The organism is Nocardia sp. NPDC050793, assembly GCF_040654065.1.
GTDB lineage: Bacteria > Actinomycetota > Actinomycetes > Mycobacteriales > Mycobacteriaceae > Nocardia.
Genome location: NZ_JBFAHG010000007.1, coordinates 366,885 through 384,172, shown reverse-complemented (window position 1 = coordinate 384,172; position 17,288 = coordinate 366,885). Strand labels below are relative to the sequence as shown.

Below are 17,288 nucleotides of genomic sequence, written 5' to 3'. Positions count from 1 at the left end.
AGCCTATGCGGTATGAGGTGGTGGAAGGCAGTGGGATTGGCGGGTGCGGCCGGTGTGGTCGCGACCGGTGTGGTGGTCGTGCGCGCTGAGCGTCGTCGCCGTGCCTACACTCCGGACCAGGTCCGCGAACAACTGCACATGCGATTCGCTCACGCGACCTCGTCCGAAGCGGCCGCCGAAACCACTGCGCCAGTCCCTCGAGACGCCGTCGGCATCCGCAGGCGCGTTCGCTGCTTGTTTCAGCGCTGACCACAGCCGGCGCCTGACAGCGGATGGCGAGCCTGGTATTCCCACATCACCCTGTCCATGCTCGCGCCGGCCTGGCTCACCGGATCGAAAGCCGTTGCCGCAAAAGGGGAACCAGTTTCTGTCGCCTGTATTCGCCGAGTTCTGGCGAGGTCAGGCTGGGAATTGGGTGACCCGTGTGTTCTGGAAGGTGGTGAACAACCAGGCTCCGTTGGTGCGCACCGCCACTCGGGTCTGGATGGACTGCTCGTCGCGCCCCGGTTGCACCCCGGGTGGGCTCGGACGCAGGCCTTGGGTGATCATGACTGCCGTATCGGGTGTGGGGAATCGGATGATCAGGGTGTGCGGTTCGGACATGTGGGTGCCCTTCATGAAGCCGTCGAAGCCCTTCTGCATTTCGATGGCGAGTTCTTCACGGCCCCGGATGAATTCGCCGATCACCGAGACGAAGTCGGCGTCGTCGGTGAAGGTCGCGGCGAATGCTCGCCCGTTGCCGGCCGCCCACGCGGCCATCTGCGCCCGCAGGAGTTCGCGCAGCGCGGTTTCCGGGGCTGTCATGTCGTTGGTCATGTGTCACCTGTCCGCGCGGCGCAGGCCGGCATATTCGAGGGTGGCGAAGATCGCGACGAACGCGGCTCCGATGTGTAGGAAGACGATGCCCCAGCCGGTCAGTGGCATCAGATCGGTGAAGGTGAGCAGCACCATTCCGGCCGCGGACAGGGCGTTGACCGTCACTACCGTGACCGCCAGGGGAGCCGGGATCTGCGGATATCCCGCGAGGAGCAGCAAGGCGGCCGCACCGCCCAGCATGGCGACGCCGAAGGGGATCGACCAGGTGGTCGGCAGGCCCAGGGGTTCGCGCAGGCTCGGCGCGGCGGCCAGCATGATCGCGCCGAATGCGCCTGTGCTCCAACCATCCACGCGCAGGATTGTGCGCAGTAAGTCGTGAGGGGTGTCGAGGTCCGGAACTGTCGTTGTCGTCATGACGGCAACGCTGCCAGCGGTCGATCATGGTCTCAATGACCTCGGAGGTCATGGAGGACTTGATCGGTGCTTGGATATCCTGCGCGAATGACTCGATCGGCACAGCACTCCCCGGTGGGCACACTCCTACGCGAGTGGCGGCAGCGGCGGCGATTGAGTCAGCTCGATCTGGCACTGGCCGCCGACAGCTCCGCGCGGCATCTTTCCTGCCTCGAGACCGGCAAGTCCCAACCCAGCCGGGCCATGGTGTTGAAACTCTGCGAAGTCATGGCAGTGCCGCTGCGAGAACGTAATACGGTGCTGTTGGCGGGTGGGTTCGCGCCGGAGTATCGGGAGAGCAGTCTCGATGATGTGGAACTGGCATCCGCGCGAGCAGCCTTGGACACCATACTGGCCGCGCACGAGCCGTATCCCGCGGTGGTGGTGGACCGCTACTGGAATGTGGTCGCCACCAATCGCGCGATGGGTCTGTTCAAGGACGAGGTCCCCCAACATCTGCTGGCCGAGCCACGGAACATGTACCGTCTCGCCCTGCACCCAGCCAGTGCCTCCGCCTCCACGCACCTGGTCAATCACCGCGAAGTCCGAGACTTCCTCCTGGAACGGCTGTTTCGTCAGGTCCAAACCACTGACGACCCGATCCTGCGCAACCTGTACGAGGAGGTCTCCCAGTACCCGGTGCCCCCAAAGACCGAATCGGAAGCGGCCGCAATGCCACCGAGCCCGTTCGCGGTTCCCCTGCGCATTCGCACCCCGAAGGGTGAACTGCGAATCTTCACCACAATGGTCACCTTCGGCGCGCCCTCCGACGTCACCCTCTCGGAGCTGGCGATCGAATTGTTCTATCCGCTGGACGAATTCACGGCCGACACCCTGCGCAGCCTCTTCGAGATCACCATCGGCGATGCCCTACCCGCTTGAGTACCGGGTGGGACCGTGAGGCAGAAGGGATGTCCCGAGAGGTCGAGAAGCACCCGCCAGCGATCGGGTGCCGGCTGAAACTGGGCCTTGACCGCGCCACAGTCGATCGCCGCCTTCTCGGCGATATCGAGATCGGTGACGAACAGATCCAGGTGCATCTGCTTAGGCACCCGGTTGCCAGGCCAGTCCGGCGGTATGTGGTCCTCCACCCGTTCGATCGTCTGCATCGCCCCCGGCCCCCGCAGCACAACCAGATCGTGTCACAAGGAGTTCGATCACGTGCTGTCGATCGCATCGATCTCGGCACGGACCTCGGCAAGGGAGGACGGAGTATTCAGGGATGGCGACACTAGCTCGAATCATGTTGCCGTGGAACGTTTTTGTTTGCCGATCAGATCGCGGCCACTCGGCGCACCGCTGGCTCGGGTACGGGCGTCGGTTCTCGGTGGCAGGATGCGGGTGTGGGTGACTATTTCGAACGAATCGTCGACCTCGATGTGACCTCGGCCGACGCGAGCGCGCTGGCCGAGCACATGGTGGACTGGATGGTGTCGCGGCGATGGCTGCTTCGGGAGACTTCGCGTGACGCGGTGTACAGCCTCCAGGTCGAGGAAGGCTATGTGCCAGGCCCCGACTGGCCGCAGATCACCCAAGACTGGGGTGACGACTGGATCCCCGGCCCCGTCGCCGTCATCGTCGGCCGCCACGACCACTATCCCGGACAGGGCGGCATCGAACCGGCCTCCGCGGTATGCCCACGCTGCCAGGCCACCATCGTGATCATCGACTACCCGCAACAATGGGAAGCCGATCCCGCCGTGTGGCAGCCGTTCTCGGACGCGATCGACGCCTGGAAACGAACAGGCACCGGCGCGGCAATCTGCCCGTCCTGCACCACACCGAGCCCCATCACCACCTGGCGATGGGCAGACGGCTTCGCCCTGGGCGCCCTCGCCTTCGACTTCTGGGGTTGGCCGCCCCTGACCGAGGCCTTCATCACCGAATTCGCCGCCCGACTCGGGCATCGAATCGAACACCACACCGGCAAATTCTGAACCGAGGCTTCCGGCAATCAGCTGAGCGCCGCGAGTTTCCGCGCACTCGGCCCGGCCCTGACCGAGCTGGCCGGTGGCCGGGATCTGATCCTGGATGGGATAGGTCTGGAGTAGGCACCGCTCGCGCCGACCACCGTCTACCAGCCTGCCGGTGCACGCAATCTCATGCCGCTGAGCGAGCGGTCGCCCGCTGGAAGGTTCGGGCTCAGAGCATCCTGGATTAGCCGATTGCATGCTATCGCTGGAGTCGAGCGGTAATTCGGTCGGTGAAATCCCACTGATCGACAGAGTCGCACGGCAGAATGCGGCCATGCGAACATTTGCCCGATTGTTGCAGTCCACCGTCGCCGTGGCGCTGGTCGTGGTAGCCGGTCACGGCGTCGCGGCCGCTCCCGCCGCAAGCGTCCCGCATATTCAGTTGCCCTGGCTGACTCCTGAGCCGGACGGAGTGCGGGCGTCGGGAGCAGCGCTGGCGGACGGAATCATTGGCACGGTGCTGTGGTCGCGACAGCCGGACACTCCGGTCCCGATAGCCAGCATCGCGAAGGTGATGACGGCACTGGTCGTGATCGACGCCGGCGACCTCGACCGGACTATCACCGTGCCGCAAGAAATCATCGCCTACTGCACCACGTACGACGGAAGCACCGCAGGCCTGGTCCCCGGCGAGGTACTCACCACGCGACAGCTCCTCTACGCGATGATGCTGCCGTCGGGCTGCGACGCCGCCTACACCCTTGCCGAGGCATACGGGCCCGGCCAAGACGACTTCATCGCCAGAATGAACGACATCGCGCGTCACATGGGCCTGGCCGGAACACATTTCACCGACCCCAGCGGACTGCCCGCCCCCACCGACCACTCCACCTACTCCACACCGGCGGACCTGGTGACCCTCGGCCTTCGCGCCATGCGCCAGCCGGCGTTCCGCGAGATCGTCAGCGCGCAGAGCTATCACCTGCCTGCGGGCCCGGGCAACCGCGATCATCTCTGGCAGACCACGAACCGGCTGCTGCGCGACTATCCCGGCACCATCGGCATCAAAACCGGATGGACCGACGCCGCGGGAACCTGCCTGCTGTTCGAGACGGTCCGGGCAGGAATACCGCTGATCGGTGTGGTCCTGCATAGTTCACCCAACAGCGACGTCGCCGCAAAGGATGACGCCGAGCGCATGCTGAATTGGGCCTACGACCCGATCCTGAGCGTGCTGCCGATCGGCTAGCGCCGAATTCGGCAGGCTGCCTGCGGATCCCGATGCGCACGGATGACGAGTGTGCCGCTCGTTCGGATGCCCTGGTAGGCGCGAACAGCGCCTCGACCAACTATCCGCGGATTGTCAGCTCGCTGTGATGTCCGTGTTCAGGCTCGCCGCGGTGAGATTCCGGGCGGCGAAACCGGCGATGGTGCATGCCTGGCGCGCGTGGGCTTCTGGGTGCGCGGTGCGCTGTTCCAGCGCGGTACGGATCCTCTCCAGCGATGCGGTGGCTTCGCGGGTCGCTCGACGTAGCACGGTGTACCGGTGGTCGAGTTCGCGGTAAGCGAGGTCGATGTCACGGTAGCGACGGTGTAGGTCATCGATGTGGTCGAGCAGGTCCTCTACCTCGCGTGTGGTCAGCGCGAGGTGTGGATGTTCTTCCCCCGAGAGGATCGCCTCACCCGCGATCTCGGCACAGCGAGCGTGCAGTACATCGAGGATGTCGGGCACACAGATCACCTCCCACACTGCGGCGGAGCGTTCCAGAGCTTCTCGGGCACACTTCCGACGATCGTAGACGGCCCGCCGTCGCGTGGCCCGGAAACAGGAGAACATGCGAGAGAAGCAGGGCAGGTCAATACATCTGGCAAGTGGTGGGCTCGAGTCCGGTGGCGAGCGTCTCGAACCCGGAACGCTACTACATCCAGAGGCGATAACCATGAGGTATACCGACGCGTTCGAAAAGGTCCGTCAGCAGCCCGACGAGGAATTCCTCGACTGCTGTCATAACCTCAGAGGAGACATTGCCCACGATACGCGTGGGTAACAGCCGCACGCTGTGCACCTGCGGAAATCGAGGTGCACACTACGCGGGACCGGTAGTCGTAACCCGCCCGACCGGGCCAGTTCTGGGAAAGGAGCCGGCGAGTGTTCAACCGCATCGCCATCGTGAACAGGGGAGAGGCCGCCATGCGCCTCATCCATGCTGCCCGAGATCTGGCCGCGGAAACCGGGCTACCGATCGAAACCGTCGCTCTGTACACCGACGTCGACCGGAACGCGACGTTCGTGCGGGAGGCCGACATCGCCTACGACCTCGGTGCGGCGTCCGCGCGCCCGTACCTGGATCTCAAGGTACTCGAGCGTGCGCTGGTGGCTACCGAGGCCGACTCCGCTTGGGTCGGTTGGGGTTTCGTCGCGGAGGACCCGGCGTTCGCGGAGTTGTGCGAGCAGATCGGAGTCACCTTCATCGGCCCGAGCCCGGAGGCCATGCGCAAACTCGGCGACAAGATCGGCGCCAAGCTGATCGCCGAGGATGTCGGCGTGCCGGTCGCGCCATGGAGCCGCGGCGCGGTCGAGACCGTGGACGCCGCCTTGGCGGCCGCGGCCGAGATCGGCTACCCACTGATGCTGAAGGCGACCGCGGGCGGCGGCGGCCGCGGTATCCGCGTGATCACGAACGAAGCCGAACTCGTCGACGCCTACGAGCGCACCCGTCAGGAAGCTGCACGCGCCTTCGGCAGCGGCGTGGTCTTCCTGGAGCGGCTGGTCACCGGCGCCCGGCACGTCGAGGTTCAAGTGATCGCGGACGGCCAGGGCACCGCCTGGGCACTCGGCGTCCGCGACTGCTCGGTGCAGCGGCGCAACCAGAAGATCATCGAGGAGTCGGCGTCGCCGGTGCTGCTCCCCGAGCAGACGGCCGAGCTCAAAGCGTCGGCCGAGCGGCTGGCGATCGCCGTCGGCTACCGCGGCGCCGCGACCGTGGAGTTCCTCTACCACCCCGGTGACAAGCAGTTCGCCTTCCTCGAAGTCAACACCCGCCTGCAGGTCGAGCATCCGATCACCGAGTCCACCACCGGTTTCGACCTGGTCCGGGCCCAGCTGCTGGTTGCGTCCGGAGGCCGGCTCGAGGGCGAACCTCCGGCGGAACGCGGGCACGCCATCGAGGCCCGGCTCAACGCCGAAGACCCCGACCGCGATTTCGCGCCCGCCCCTGGCCGTATCGCGCGGCTGGATCTGCCTGCCGGGCCGGGCATCCGCGTCGACACCGGAGTCAGCGAGGGTGACACGATTCCCGCCGACTTCGACTCGATGATCGCGAAGATCATCGCCTACGGCCGCGATCGTGACGAAGCGCTTGCCAGGCTGCGCCGGGCACTGACGCAGACCAGGGTCGTCATCGAGGGTGGCGTGACCAACAAGAGCTTCGTGCTCGATCTGCTGATCCAGCCCGAGGTACTCGATGCCAGCGCGGACACCGGCTGGATCGACCGTGTTCGCGGCGAAGGCCGTCTCGTCTTGCACCGCCACTCCACCATCGCGCTGGCCGCTGCCGCCATCGACGCCTACGAGGAGGAAGAGCGGGTGGAGCGGCACCGTCTGCTGTCCACGGCGTCCGGCGGGCGGCCCCAGGTGCAGCACGAGAGCGGTAGGCCGCGCGACCTCAAGTTGCGCGGCGTCGGCTACCGCGTGCGCGTCGCACGCGTCGGTGCTCATCGGTTCCGTGTCGGTGTCGAGGCAGGTGGCGATATTCGTACCGCCGACGTGGATCTCGAACGCTTCGATCAGCACTCCGGGCAGATCGTCGTCAACGGTGCCCGGTACCGCTTGATCACCGGCACGCACGGCCCGATCCACATGGTCGACGTCGACGGTGTGGCGCATCGGATCAGCCGCGACGAGGGCGGCGTCGTCCGCTCCCCGGCCCCCGCACTGGTCGTCGCCACGCCGCTGGAGATCGGCGACGAGGTCGAGGCGGGCGCGCCGGTCCTGGTGCTGGAGAGCATGAAGATGGAAACCGTGCTGCGCGCGCCGTTCCGGGCCCGGTTGAAGGAGTGCGGTGTTTCCGTCGGCACTCAGGTCGAGACCGGCGCGCCACTGCTGCGGCTGGAACCGCTTGCCGAAGACGACGAGGACTCGGACACCGCGGCGGTCGGCTCGGTCGAGCTCGATCTGCCCGGTGAGCCCGCACCGGTTCAACCGCATGTGCGTCTGACCCGCGGCCAGCAGGATCTGCGCAGCCTGCTCCTCGGCTTCGACGTCGACCCGCACGACGACCGCCGAGTGGTCGATGACTATCTCGTCGCGCGCCGAGTCGCCATCGCCGACAACCGCAGGCCCCTCGCCGAGGAACTCGAGCTCGTGCAGGTCTTCGCCGACCTCGCCGAACTGAGCCACAACCGGTCCTGGGACGAGGACGGCGGCCAAGGCCACGTCCACAGTGCCCGCGAGTACTTCCACACCTATCTGCAGAGCCTCGATGTCGAGCGGGCCGGGCTGCCCGCGGCATACCAGGCCAAACTCGCCAAGGCGCTCGAGCATTACGGCGTCACCGATCTCGAGCGCACCCCTGACCTCGAAGCCGCGGTCTTCCGGATCTTCCTCGCCCAGCAACGTCCGGCCGACACCGTCACGATCATCACGACATTGCTGCGCGAGTGGCTTCGGGAGCCGGTGCCGGACAGGGCGCTGCGCGAGCCTGTCGGTCTGACGCTGGAGCGGCTGGTGGCCGCGACACAGGTCCGCTTCCCCGTAATCGCGGACCTCACTCGCGGGCTGGTGTACGCCTGGTTCGGCCAGCCGTTGCTGCGGCGTAATCGCGCCCGCGTGTACGCCGATGTCCGCAAACACCTGAGCCACCTGGACGCGCACCCGGACGCCCCCGGTCGCGGCGAGCGCCTCGCCGAGATGGTGCGCAGCACCGAGCCGCTGGTGCGGCTGCTCGGCCAGCGGCTGGCGCGCGGAAGCGCCGACAACACGGTCATGCTGGAGGTGCTGACCCGGCGGTACTACGGCAACAAGGGCCTTGCCGACGTTCGGACCCGTGAGGTCGGCGGGTGCGCGTTCGTGATCGCCGAGCGGCGGGGCCTCACCCTGGTCTCTGCCGCCGTGAGGTTCGACGCCCTCGCCACCGTCCTGCGCGGGCTCGCCGAACTGGCGAGCGGCGCCGCGTCCATCGAGGCCGACATCTACCTCGGCTGGGAGAAGCAGCCGGAAGACTTCGATGCGATGGCCGAGGCTTTGCGGGAGGCGCTCAGCGCACAACCGTTGCCGAATCAGGTGTGCCGAATCACCGCGACGGTCGCGGGTAGTGGCGGTGCGGTGATGCACCACCATTTCACCTTCCGCCCGTCGGCCACCGGAGTGGCCGAGGAGCGATTGATCCGTGGCCTGCACCCATACATCGCGGAGCGGATGCAGTTGAAGCGGCTGCGCAAGTTCGACCTCACCCGCCTGCCGTCCTCGGACGAAGAGGTCTACCTGTTCCGGTGCGTCGCGAAAGAGAATCCGTCGGACGAGCGGCTCGTCGCGTTCACGCAGGTCCGTGACCTGGCGGCCCTGCGGGAGCAGGATGGCAGGCTGCTCGCGCTGCCGACAGCCGAGAGCACCATCACCGCCTGCGTCGACGCGATTCGGCGAGTACAGTCCCGGCGGCCGTCGGGCAAACGCCTGCACACCAATCGGATCGTGATGTACGTCTGGCCGCCGCTCGACCTCACCCGCGCCGAGCTGGAGTCGATCATCGAGCGCGTGGAAGCCACGACCGTTGGCGCAGGGCTGGAGGAACTCCTCCTCATCGCGCGCCAGCCCGATCCGGAGACCGGCGAGTTGGTCAAGATCGCCGTGCGGGTCGCCTTCGACGTCACCGGCGGCACCACGGTGACCATCGGGGAACGGATCGACGAGGTGATCGAGCCGCTCGACGAGTACCGGCAAAAGGTGCTGCGAGCCGGCAGCCGCAACACCGTGTACCCCTACGAACTCACCGGGCTGCTCGGTGAATTCGCCGAGTACGATCTCGACGACGACCACACGCTCGTGCCGGTCGACCGGCCCAAGGGACGCAATACAGCCGCGATCGTCGCCGGCGTGGTCACCACGCCGACCGAGCGGCATGCGGACGGCGTCACCAGGGTGGTCTTGCTCGGTGATCCCACGAAATCGCTTGGCGCACTGTCCGAACCGGAATGCCGCCGGGTGATCGCCGCACTGGACCTCGCCGAACGGATGCAGGTACCGCTGGAGTGGTACGCGCTGTCCTCGGGCGCCCGGATCTCGATGGAGTCGGGCACCGAGAACATGGACTGGGTGGCGGCGGCGCTCAAGCGGATCGTCGAGTTCACCCAGGACGGCGGCGAGATCAACATCGTGGTCGCGGGCATCAATGTCGGCGCCCAGCCGTACTGGAACGCCGAGGCGACGATGCTCATGCACACCAAGGGCATCCTGGTGATGACACCGGACTCCGCGATGGTGCTCACCGGCAAGCAGTCGCTGGACTTCTCCGGCGGTGTGTCGGCCGAGGACAACTTCGGCATCGGCGGTTACGACCGGGTGATGGGCCCCAACGGGCAGGCCCAGTACTGGGCGCCGAACCTGCTCGCCGCGCGTGACGTGCTGATGTCGCACTACGACCACACCTATGTGGCCCCCGGTGAGCAGGCGCCACGGCGGTCGGGGACCGTCGACCCCCTCGATCGCGACGTCTGCGACTTCCCGCATGCTATGGCGGACAGCGACTTCACGACCGTCGGCGAGATCTTCTCCGCCACCGCCAACCCGGACCGCAAGAAGCCTTTCGACATCCGGACCGTGATGCGGGCGCTGTCCGACCAGGACCACCCGGTGCTGGAACGCTGGGCGGGCATGGCCGACGCCGAGACCGCGGTGGTGCAGGACGCGCGGCTCGGCGGCATCCCGGTGTGCCTGCTCGGCATCGAATCCCGAGGCGTGCCGAGGCGCGGCTTCCCGTCCACCGATGGCCCGGACACTTACACGGCGGGCACGCTGTTCCCACGGTCGTCGAAGAAGGCCGCGCGAGCCATCAACGCGGCCAGTGGCAACCGGCCATTGGTGGTGTTGGCGAACCTGTCGGGCTTCGACGGCTCACCGGAATCGATGCGGAAGCTGCAGCTCGAGTACGGCGCCGAAATCGGTCGCGCGATCGTGAACTTCCAGGGACCCATCGTGTTCTGCGTGATCTCCCGCTACCACGGCGGCGCGTTCGTGGTGTTCTCGAAGGCGCTGAACCCGAATATGACCGTGCTCGCGCTGGAAGGTTCGTTCGCCTCGGTCCTCGGCGGCGCACCGGCCGCGGCAGTGGTGTTCTCCGGTGAGGTCGACACTCGAACCGCAGCGGATCCACGAGTGCGAGACCTGGAGGCGCGCGCGGCGAACGCGACCGGCGCCGACCGCATGGCCCTGACCGCAGAGCTCGACGAGATCCGATCGTCGGTGCGCGCCGAGAAACTCGGTGATGTCGCGGCGGAATTCGATCGCGTGCACAATATCCAGCGCGCTGTCGAGGTCGGTTCGGTCGATGCCATCATCACCGCCTCCGACATGCGCCCACGCATCATTGCCGCCATCGAGGCAGGCCTGCCGGGGTGATCACAGATGACCTGCCGATTGCTCGCTGCCGGTCGGCAGCGAGCATCGGCAGGTCGACGCGATCACCCTCGATCGCCTATCGTCACAGCTTGCTTCGGCACTCCTCATCCCCGTCGGTTTCCTGTTCGGGGAGAGGGCTGTCATTTTGTCGGCTATGTCGGATGCCTCGCCATCCCAGTGGGAGCTGGACGCGGCCGGCCCGGATATCGCCGATGAGCTGTGCGTAGCCTTCACGCACCTCGCCGAGATGGACCCACGCCGAGTGTCTAAGCTCCTCGCAGTCGGCGTGCAGCACCGTCCACCACGCCTCGGCGTAGGACTTTGCGACATGGCTGATCACCTCACCAAAGGAGTGAGTGTGGCGGCGGGCGCACCGGCTATGGCGGACGTAGAACACCGCCCAAGAGTTGATCTTGTCGATGACCTTCGCGATATCCGCATGAAGGGCCGCCTCGGTGACGTCGGCTGGACGCCGAGGATTCAAAACCGCCGAAATCAGGGCGGCGTGTAGATCGCCCAGTTCTCTCGCCCACGCGATCAGCGGCAACGGATCGGCGAGACGACCACCGATCGCGGCCAATAGTTGATCCGGCGACAGCAGAGATCCCGTATCCGTCGCCGGATCCTCCGGTGCTGCCGCCATACCCACGTCCACGGGATCACATGTCCTTTGTCGCGGGCCGACGCTTCAGGCGGGCCAGATGGTCCGCCGTCGCCGGGCCGTCACAGTCGAGGAGCAGGGTATCCAGCGAAACATGTTGTGTGGCAGCGAAATTCGTTGCCAGCGGTAGACATTTCGCCGGGGTCGTCTGCTCGGGCGCAGGGCCCATAACGCGATGGATGGCGACCACCTGGCAGCGAGGGCTCATGGCGCGGGGTGACCATCCGCTGCGGCTGGTGACGACGTTGTGGTCGCCGCCTCGGGCGATGCGCGTCGAGACGTTGGTGTGATGGCCAGAGAGATCGGTCATGCGAAGCGCGGATCGGATGGTGCCGTCGAGGCTGTGCGTGCGCGGTGGTTGCCGATGGCCGTAGACGCCGGACCGTGCAAGCCGTTCGACCTCGCCGATGTCGGGAGCGGGCGAGGGCTATGGACGGTGACTTCGGTCGGCGATGCGAACCCGTGGCCGAGGAGGTCGGCACCGTGGCCGCTACATGTAGTGCGCAGAGTCCACAGGCCGCGGAAGCGGGCTCGGGGATGGAGTTGGAAGGGGCGTTGTTCGATCGCGGCCTCGGCTGGACAAGCGTGTTGTTGCATTTTTGTTGCTCGAATGTGGGTGAAGGGTGATGCGGCAAGTGCACCGCTGTGATTTAGCGCATAATGCTAGTACTGACTGCGCACTCAGTCAACGACCGGGTCGAGCAGGCAGTGGACGCTAGGGTTTGCGGGAAAATGGGACGAGGAGGGGTGGTGGCGGTGGGTAGGCGTGCGGCGGAGCCGGGGAAGTCGGGTGCGATTCTCGATACTTTCACGCGCCATGTCGCCCAGAAGGGCTACGACGGGACCAGCTTCAGTGGCGTTGCGAGTGAGCTGGGCATCTCGCAGGGCTTGATCGTGCACCATTACGGCACGAAGGCTCGCTTGCTGGAAGCCCTGCATATTTCCTATATGCGGCGGCGGATCGATGAGGCAGAGCGCATCATGGCGGCGTTTCCTACGCCGACCGAACGGCTTGCCGCGCTGTTGCACGCGTCCATGCTCTATCAGGTGCACGATCGAAATCGGACTGTCGCATTCCAGCGCGAGGTCGCACGGTTCGCGGAGCAGGATGAGAATTCCGAGGGACGCAAGCTGCGCAGGGATTACATCGGAATCCTGCACGGCCTGCTCGATGCGGGCATTGCTTCGGGCGAGTTCCGGCCTGTCGAGATAAGTATCCGGAGCCTGCTCATCTTCGGTGCCGCTCAATGGGCGTGGACGTGGTTCGAGCCGGAAGGGCGTAGTTCTGCTGAGCAGGTCGGTGCCGAACTGGTGGATCTCACTCTTGGATCTCTGCTGATAGATCGGAGATCGTTGCCGCGGCTCAGCGATCCCGAGGGCCCGCTTGTCGCCGCGGTGATCAAGATCATCACCGCGGCAGAAGAAACGCCGGGAGAACTGCCGGACAGCTGACCATGTTTCGTGTCGGGGGTCTACGTGCGTTGCGGCGCGCAACGCGGCCATTCCGATCGTCACCGTCGATTCGCTGGCGGCCGCGCTGGCCAGGGTCGATACCGCCGACGGCAAGCCCCGCTACGACGTACAGATCGCGGTGCCGAACCGGGTCGTCGACGCGCTGGCCGCGACCACGCAGCGGCGAGTGGCGCCGGCGCGCCCGACGTCGCGGTCGCTGACCCGGCACGCGGTGCGTCCGGGCTGTGCGGTCAGGCGGGGCAGTTGCTCGGCGCCTGCTTGCCCGCCAAGCGGTCGGCTACCCACGCCGGGAAACCCTCGGCGCCGCGAGCGACGACGCTTTCGTGGTCGAGGCCGGGGTATTCGTTGTACTCGACCGCTGAGCCGGCCTTGCACAGCGCGGTGCGCTCACGGGCGGTGAGTTCGACGGGGGTGGTGATGTCCTCGGCACCCTGGTAAATCGTGAACGGCATGGCGCCGGCGGGACGGAAGCCATCGGCCTCGGCCATTGCGTTCGACCAGGGAGCGCCCGCCGCCATCGCCTCGGGCTTGTAGTAGTCGCGCAGCGGCTGTGCGGCGGTCCACATGTCGAAGCAGCCGTCGGCGAGTACCGGCAGCATCTCCATCGCACTGGGCTCGAGGAAGTCGGCGTAGCGCAGGTCCGGGTTGGCGGCCTTGATGCCGGGCAGGGTCGCGATGACATAGCCCGCGTTCTCGGGCCCCTTCATCGAGTTCAGGGTCAGGTCGCGGATTCGGACCGCGGGGGCGATGAGCCCAGCGCCCATTCCTTCGAATTCCGGCGCGTAGCTGCGGGCGATCGACTCGACGTGCATGGTGGTACCGCCGCCCTGCGACCAGCCGTACTCGACGTATCGATTCGAGGTGTTCAATTCGGGCAGCGTGCGGACCGCGCGCAGCACATCCAAGGAGGCGCGGGCGTTCACGTCGCCGACCATGTAGTACGCAGGCCCGGGCAGTCCTTGGCCCGGGTAGTCGCTCATCGCGACTACATTGCCCTGTGCGAGCAGCGCTTCGATGCCGGGCACCCTGGACTCCTCGCCCGCGCCGAGGCTGCGTCGCGACGGCGCGCAGTTGTCGGCCAGTCCGGTGGTCTCGTGGTTCCACAGGACCAGATCGCGCGGGCTGCCGGAGCTGCCGACCGGCGCGTAGATCTCGCCGGAGACGTATGCCTTGACGCCGGGGCTGATCTCGGAGACATAGACGACGTTCCAGCCCTGGGCGCCTGCCGGTGCATCGGATCGTGGTTGTGCCCAGTAGATCTCGCCCGGCTCGGCATCGGCAGGCGGCTGGTCGGCGATGTCCCAGAACGTGGTGCCTGCCGGGCCGGCCTTCGCCGTCAGCTGGACCGGCGCCGCATCGTCGTCCGAGCTGCCGCATGCGGTGAGGGTGAGGGCTGCGGCGAGGGCGAGCGCGGTGCTCGCGATCCGAAACGCGCCGCGTCGGTGGCCGGTCATCTGATGCTCCTACTGGTGCGGGAATGGTGCGGGTCACAGCACACCATCGGTGTGCGGTGCGGCGGCGCCCGGTTCTCATTGAATGGAAGACGACATGGTGTCGCGGCTGGTGGCGGGGACATTCTGGGCCCACCTACCAGCCCAGATGAGGAGTTCGAACCATCATGCGAACCCGAGTCGCGATCATCGGATCCGGTCCGGCCGGGCTGCTGCTGGCGCAGCTGCTCGACCTGTCAGGCATCGATTCGGTGATCGTGGAACGACAGACCGCCGACCATGTGAGTTCCCGCATCCGCGCGGGGATCCTCGAGTCGGGCACCGTCGACGTGCTCAGGAAAGCGGGTGTGGGCGAACGGCTCTCGGCCGAGGCCATCGAGCACCGCGGAATCTATCTGCAGTGGCCGGGGGAGCGCAGGCATCTGGACTTCGTCGAGTCGGCCAATCGCGCCGTCTACGTCTACGGACAGACCGAGGTCACCAAGGATCTGCTCGCCGCACGCGAAAAGGCAGGTCAGCAGGCGTTCTACCAAGCCGGTGAGGTCGCGCTGCACGATCTGACGACCGACCGGCCCTACGTCACCTTCCGTGACGCCGACGGTGTCGCGCAGCGGATCGACGCGGATGTGGTCGTCGGCTGCGACGGCTACCACGGGCCGAGCAAGCAGGCCATGCCGGAGCGCCGCAGCTGGGAGCGCGCCTACCCGTTCGCGTGGCTCGGCGTGCTCGCCGAGGTCGCGCCCTCGACCGACGAGCTGATCTACGCCTGGCACGAGGACGGGTTTGCGCTGCACAGTATGCGTTCCGACACCGTCAGCCGGTTCTACCTGCAGGTCGACCCGGCCGAGCGGATCGAGGATTGGTCCGACGACCGGATCTGGGAGCAGCTGGCGACCCGGCTGCAGCTCGACGGCTGGGACCTGAAAACCGGTCCGGTGCTGGAGAAGAGCGTGTTGCCGATGCGCAGCTTCGTCACCACGCCGATGCGGCACGGCAGGCTGTTCCTGGCCGGCGATGCGGCCCACATCGTGCCGCCGACCGGGGCGAAGGGACTCAATCTCGCGGTCGCCGATGTGGCCGTGCTGGCCGAGGCGCTGGTCGCGCTGCTCGCCGGCGGGTCGCCGGAACTCGCGGATGCCTACTCCGACACCGCATTACGCCGGGTCTGGCGCTGCACACACTTCTCCTGGTGGATGACCAGCATGCTGCACCGGCACGGCGACGACTTCGACGCGCAACTACAGCTCGCACAGCTGCGCCGGGTCGCGGACTCTTCCGCGGCGGCCAGGGAACTGGCCGAGAATTACGCGGGCCTGCCGATCCCGGGAGGCATCCATGGCTGAGATCATGTCGCTGGCCGATGCCGTGCGCGCGCTGGTGCACGATGGCACCACCGTCGCGCTGGAGGGCTTCACCCATCTCATTCCGATGGCGGCGGGTCAGGAGATCATCCGGCAGGGCCGTCGCGATTTGACGCTGGTGCGGATGACTCCTGATCTTGTGTACGACCAGCTGATCGGGGCCGGCTGCGCGCGAAAGCTCGTCTTTTCGTGGGGCGGGAATCCGGGTGTCGGCTCGCTGCACCGGTTCCGGGAAGCGGTGCAGCAGCAGTGGCCGCGCGCGCTCGAGATCGAGGAGCACAGCCATGCGGGCATGGCGAACCGCTATGTCGCGGGCGCGTCCGGGCTGCCGTTCGCGGTGCTGCGCGGTTACGCGGGAACCGATCTCGTGCGGGTCACCTCGACCATCGCGTTCGTCGAATGCCCGTTCACCGGGGAGCGGCTGGCCGCGGTGCCCGCGCTGAACCCCGACGTCACGGTCATCCATGCGCAACGGGCCGATCGGAACGGCAACGTGCAGCTCTGGGGGTTGCTCGGCGTGCAGAAGGAAGCGGTGCTGGCCGCGCGCGCCGCCCTGGTGACCGTCGAGGAACTGGTCGACGAGCTGACCCCGATGCCGGGTGCGATCGTGTTGCCGCACTGGGTCATCGGTGCGGTGGCCGTCGTCCCCGGCGGCGCGCGGCCTTCGTACGCGCAGGGCTACTACGAACGAGACAACGACGCGTATGCCGAGTGGGACCCGATCGGACGCGACCGAGAAGCGTTCCAGCGGTGGCTGAAAGACCTGACCGATGCGGAGGCGACGGCATGACAACGCTCGAACACACCGCGGACGAGATGATGTCGATCGCCGCGGCCCGTGCGCTCGGTGGTGGTCAGCGTGTCTTCGTCGGCATCGGCTTGCCCTCTACCGCAGCAAATCTGGCGCGGCGCATGCACGCACCCGACCTGGTCCTGATCTACGAATCCGGCGCGATCGGCGCGAAGCCGGACCGATTGCCCGCCTCCATCGGCGACGGGATTCTCGCCGACACCGCCGATGCCGTGGTCGGCGTGCCGGAGATGTTCAACTACTGGCTCCAGGCCGGGCGCATCGACATCGGCTTTCTCGGTGCGGCGCAACTGGATAAGTACGGCAATATCAACACCACGGTGATCGGGGACTACGCCGATCCCGCCATCCGCCTGCCCGGCGCCGGTGGCGCACCCGAGATCGCGGCCTCGTGCGGCGAGGTGTTCGTGGTGACCCGCCAGAGCAAGCGCAGTTTCGTCGACCGGGTCGACTTCATCACCTCGGTCGGACACGGTCGCGGCCTCGGCGACCGTGCGAAACTCGGCCTTCGCGGTGCGGGCCCGACCACCGTGATCACCGATCTCGGTGTCCTGCGGCCTGATCCGGAGACCGGTGAGCTCATCCTGACCGCGTTGCACCCCGGCGTGACCGTGGATCAGGTGGTCGCTGCGACCGGATGGGAACTCCGCGTTGCGCCAGAGCTGTCGGTCACCGCACCGCCTACCGCAGCCGAGCTCTCGGCCCTGCGGGCGCTGCAGGAGGCGTGATGTCCGCTG

General features: G+C 66.9%; 16 protein-coding genes. 9 read left to right on the top strand and 7 right to left on the bottom strand.

Going from position 1 to position 17,288, the window contains the following annotated elements; all coding sequences use genetic code 11:
* Positions 1 to 12: 12 nt before the first annotated feature.
* Positions 13 to 249 carry a hypothetical protein gene (locus AB0H50_RS24955; protein WP_357456915.1) on the top strand — a complete coding sequence of 79 codons (237 nt, stop codon included), beginning with the start codon at positions 13 to 15 and terminating at the stop codon, positions 247 to 249.
* Between the two features lie 150 nt (positions 250 to 399).
* Here the strand turns inward: AB0H50_RS24955 and AB0H50_RS24950 are convergent, their stop codons facing one another.
* Together AB0H50_RS24950 and AB0H50_RS24945 are read right to left on the bottom strand one after the other, a co-directional pair.
* On the bottom strand, positions 400 to 816 hold the full coding sequence (locus AB0H50_RS24950) for an SgcJ/EcaC family oxidoreductase (RefSeq protein ID WP_357456913.1): 417 nt from the start codon (positions 814 to 816) through the stop codon (positions 400 to 402).
* Between the two features lie 3 nt (positions 817 to 819).
* Entirely contained in the window at positions 820 to 1,230 is a 411-nt protein-coding gene (locus AB0H50_RS24945) for a hypothetical protein (protein ID WP_357456912.1), read from the bottom strand.
* Positions 1,231 to 1,317: 87 nt separating this feature from the next.
* Here AB0H50_RS24945 and AB0H50_RS24940 point away from each other — a divergent pair, with 87 nt between their 5' ends.
* The gene (locus tag AB0H50_RS24940) at positions 1,318 to 2,151 is read left to right on the top strand and encodes a helix-turn-helix transcriptional regulator (protein WP_357456910.1); all 834 of its coding nucleotides are present in this window, start codon (positions 1,318 to 1,320) and stop codon (positions 2,149 to 2,151) included.
* Here AB0H50_RS24940 and AB0H50_RS24935 read toward each other — a convergent pair.
* A complete protein-coding gene (locus tag AB0H50_RS24935) occupies positions 2,073 to 2,378 on the bottom strand; it encodes a VOC family protein (RefSeq protein ID WP_357456997.1) in 306 nt (101 codons plus the stop codon). The two genes, AB0H50_RS24940 and AB0H50_RS24935, sit on opposite strands and share 79 nt — an antisense overlap.
* 234 nt (positions 2,379 to 2,612) lie before the next feature.
* Here AB0H50_RS24935 and AB0H50_RS24930 point away from each other — a divergent pair, with 234 nt between their 5' ends.
* A complete protein-coding gene (locus AB0H50_RS24930) occupies positions 2,613 to 3,206 on the top strand; it encodes a hypothetical protein (RefSeq protein WP_357456909.1) in 594 nt (197 codons plus the stop codon).
* A gap of 310 nt (positions 3,207 to 3,516) precedes the next feature.
* A complete protein-coding gene (locus AB0H50_RS24925; protein WP_357456907.1) occupies positions 3,517 to 4,431 on the top strand; it encodes a serine hydrolase in 915 nt (304 codons plus the stop codon).
* Positions 4,432 to 4,545: 114 nt separating this feature from the next.
* Here the strand turns inward: AB0H50_RS24925 and AB0H50_RS24920 are convergent, their stop codons facing one another.
* Positions 4,546 to 4,914: a hypothetical protein gene (locus AB0H50_RS24920; protein ID WP_357456905.1), complete on the bottom strand. Its 369-nt coding sequence runs from the start codon at positions 4,912 to 4,914 to the stop codon at positions 4,546 to 4,548.
* A gap of 417 nt (positions 4,915 to 5,331) precedes the next feature.
* On the opposite strand from AB0H50_RS24920, the gene AB0H50_RS24915 reads away from it, so the two are divergent.
* Positions 5,332 to 10,794 carry a carboxyl transferase domain-containing protein gene (locus AB0H50_RS24915; RefSeq protein ID WP_357456903.1) on the top strand — a complete coding sequence of 1,821 codons (5,463 nt, stop codon included), beginning with the start codon at positions 5,332 to 5,334 and terminating at the stop codon, positions 10,792 to 10,794.
* An 82-nt stretch (positions 10,795 to 10,876) separates the two neighbouring features.
* Here AB0H50_RS24915 and AB0H50_RS24910 read toward each other — a convergent pair whose 3' ends face one another.
* The gene (locus AB0H50_RS24910; protein WP_357456901.1) at positions 10,877 to 11,449 is read right to left on the bottom strand and encodes a hypothetical protein; all 573 of its coding nucleotides are present in this window, start codon (positions 11,447 to 11,449) and stop codon (positions 10,877 to 10,879) included.
* Positions 11,450 to 11,453: 4 nt separating this feature from the next.
* Entirely contained in the window at positions 11,454 to 11,765 is a 312-nt protein-coding gene (locus AB0H50_RS24905) for a hypothetical protein (RefSeq protein WP_357456900.1), read from the bottom strand.
* 440 nt (positions 11,766 to 12,205) lie between these two features.
* On the opposite strand from AB0H50_RS24905, the gene AB0H50_RS24900 reads away from it, so the two are divergent.
* On the top strand, positions 12,206 to 12,907 hold the full coding sequence (locus tag AB0H50_RS24900) for a TetR/AcrR family transcriptional regulator (RefSeq protein ID WP_357456898.1): 702 nt from the start codon (positions 12,206 to 12,208) through the stop codon (positions 12,905 to 12,907).
* Between the two features lie 251 nt (positions 12,908 to 13,158).
* On the opposite strand, the gene AB0H50_RS24895 is transcribed toward AB0H50_RS24900, so the two are convergent.
* Positions 13,159 to 14,382, bottom strand: coding sequence for a lipase family protein (locus tag AB0H50_RS24895; RefSeq protein WP_357456896.1), 1,224 nt, complete (start codon positions 14,380 to 14,382; stop codon positions 13,159 to 13,161).
* A 164-nt stretch (positions 14,383 to 14,546) separates the two neighbouring features.
* On the opposite strand from AB0H50_RS24895, the gene AB0H50_RS24890 reads away from it, so the two are divergent.
* Genes AB0H50_RS24890 through AB0H50_RS24880 form a run of 3 tightly spaced genes read left to right on the top strand, consistent with a single transcriptional unit; the run spans position 14,547 to position 17,279 of the window.
* A complete protein-coding gene (locus AB0H50_RS24890; RefSeq protein WP_357456894.1) occupies positions 14,547 to 15,722 on the top strand; it encodes a 4-hydroxybenzoate 3-monooxygenase in 1,176 nt (391 codons plus the stop codon).
* Positions 15,715 to 16,530, top strand: coding sequence for a CoA-transferase (locus AB0H50_RS24885; protein WP_357456892.1), 816 nt, complete (start codon positions 15,715 to 15,717; stop codon positions 16,528 to 16,530). Before AB0H50_RS24890 ends, AB0H50_RS24885 begins: the two co-directional genes overlap by 8 nt.
* Positions 16,527 to 17,279: a CoA-transferase gene (locus AB0H50_RS24880; protein WP_357456890.1), complete on the top strand. Its 753-nt coding sequence runs from the start codon at positions 16,527 to 16,529 to the stop codon at positions 17,277 to 17,279. Before AB0H50_RS24885 ends, AB0H50_RS24880 begins: the two co-directional genes overlap by 4 nt.
* Positions 17,280 to 17,288: the final 9 nt, after the last annotated feature.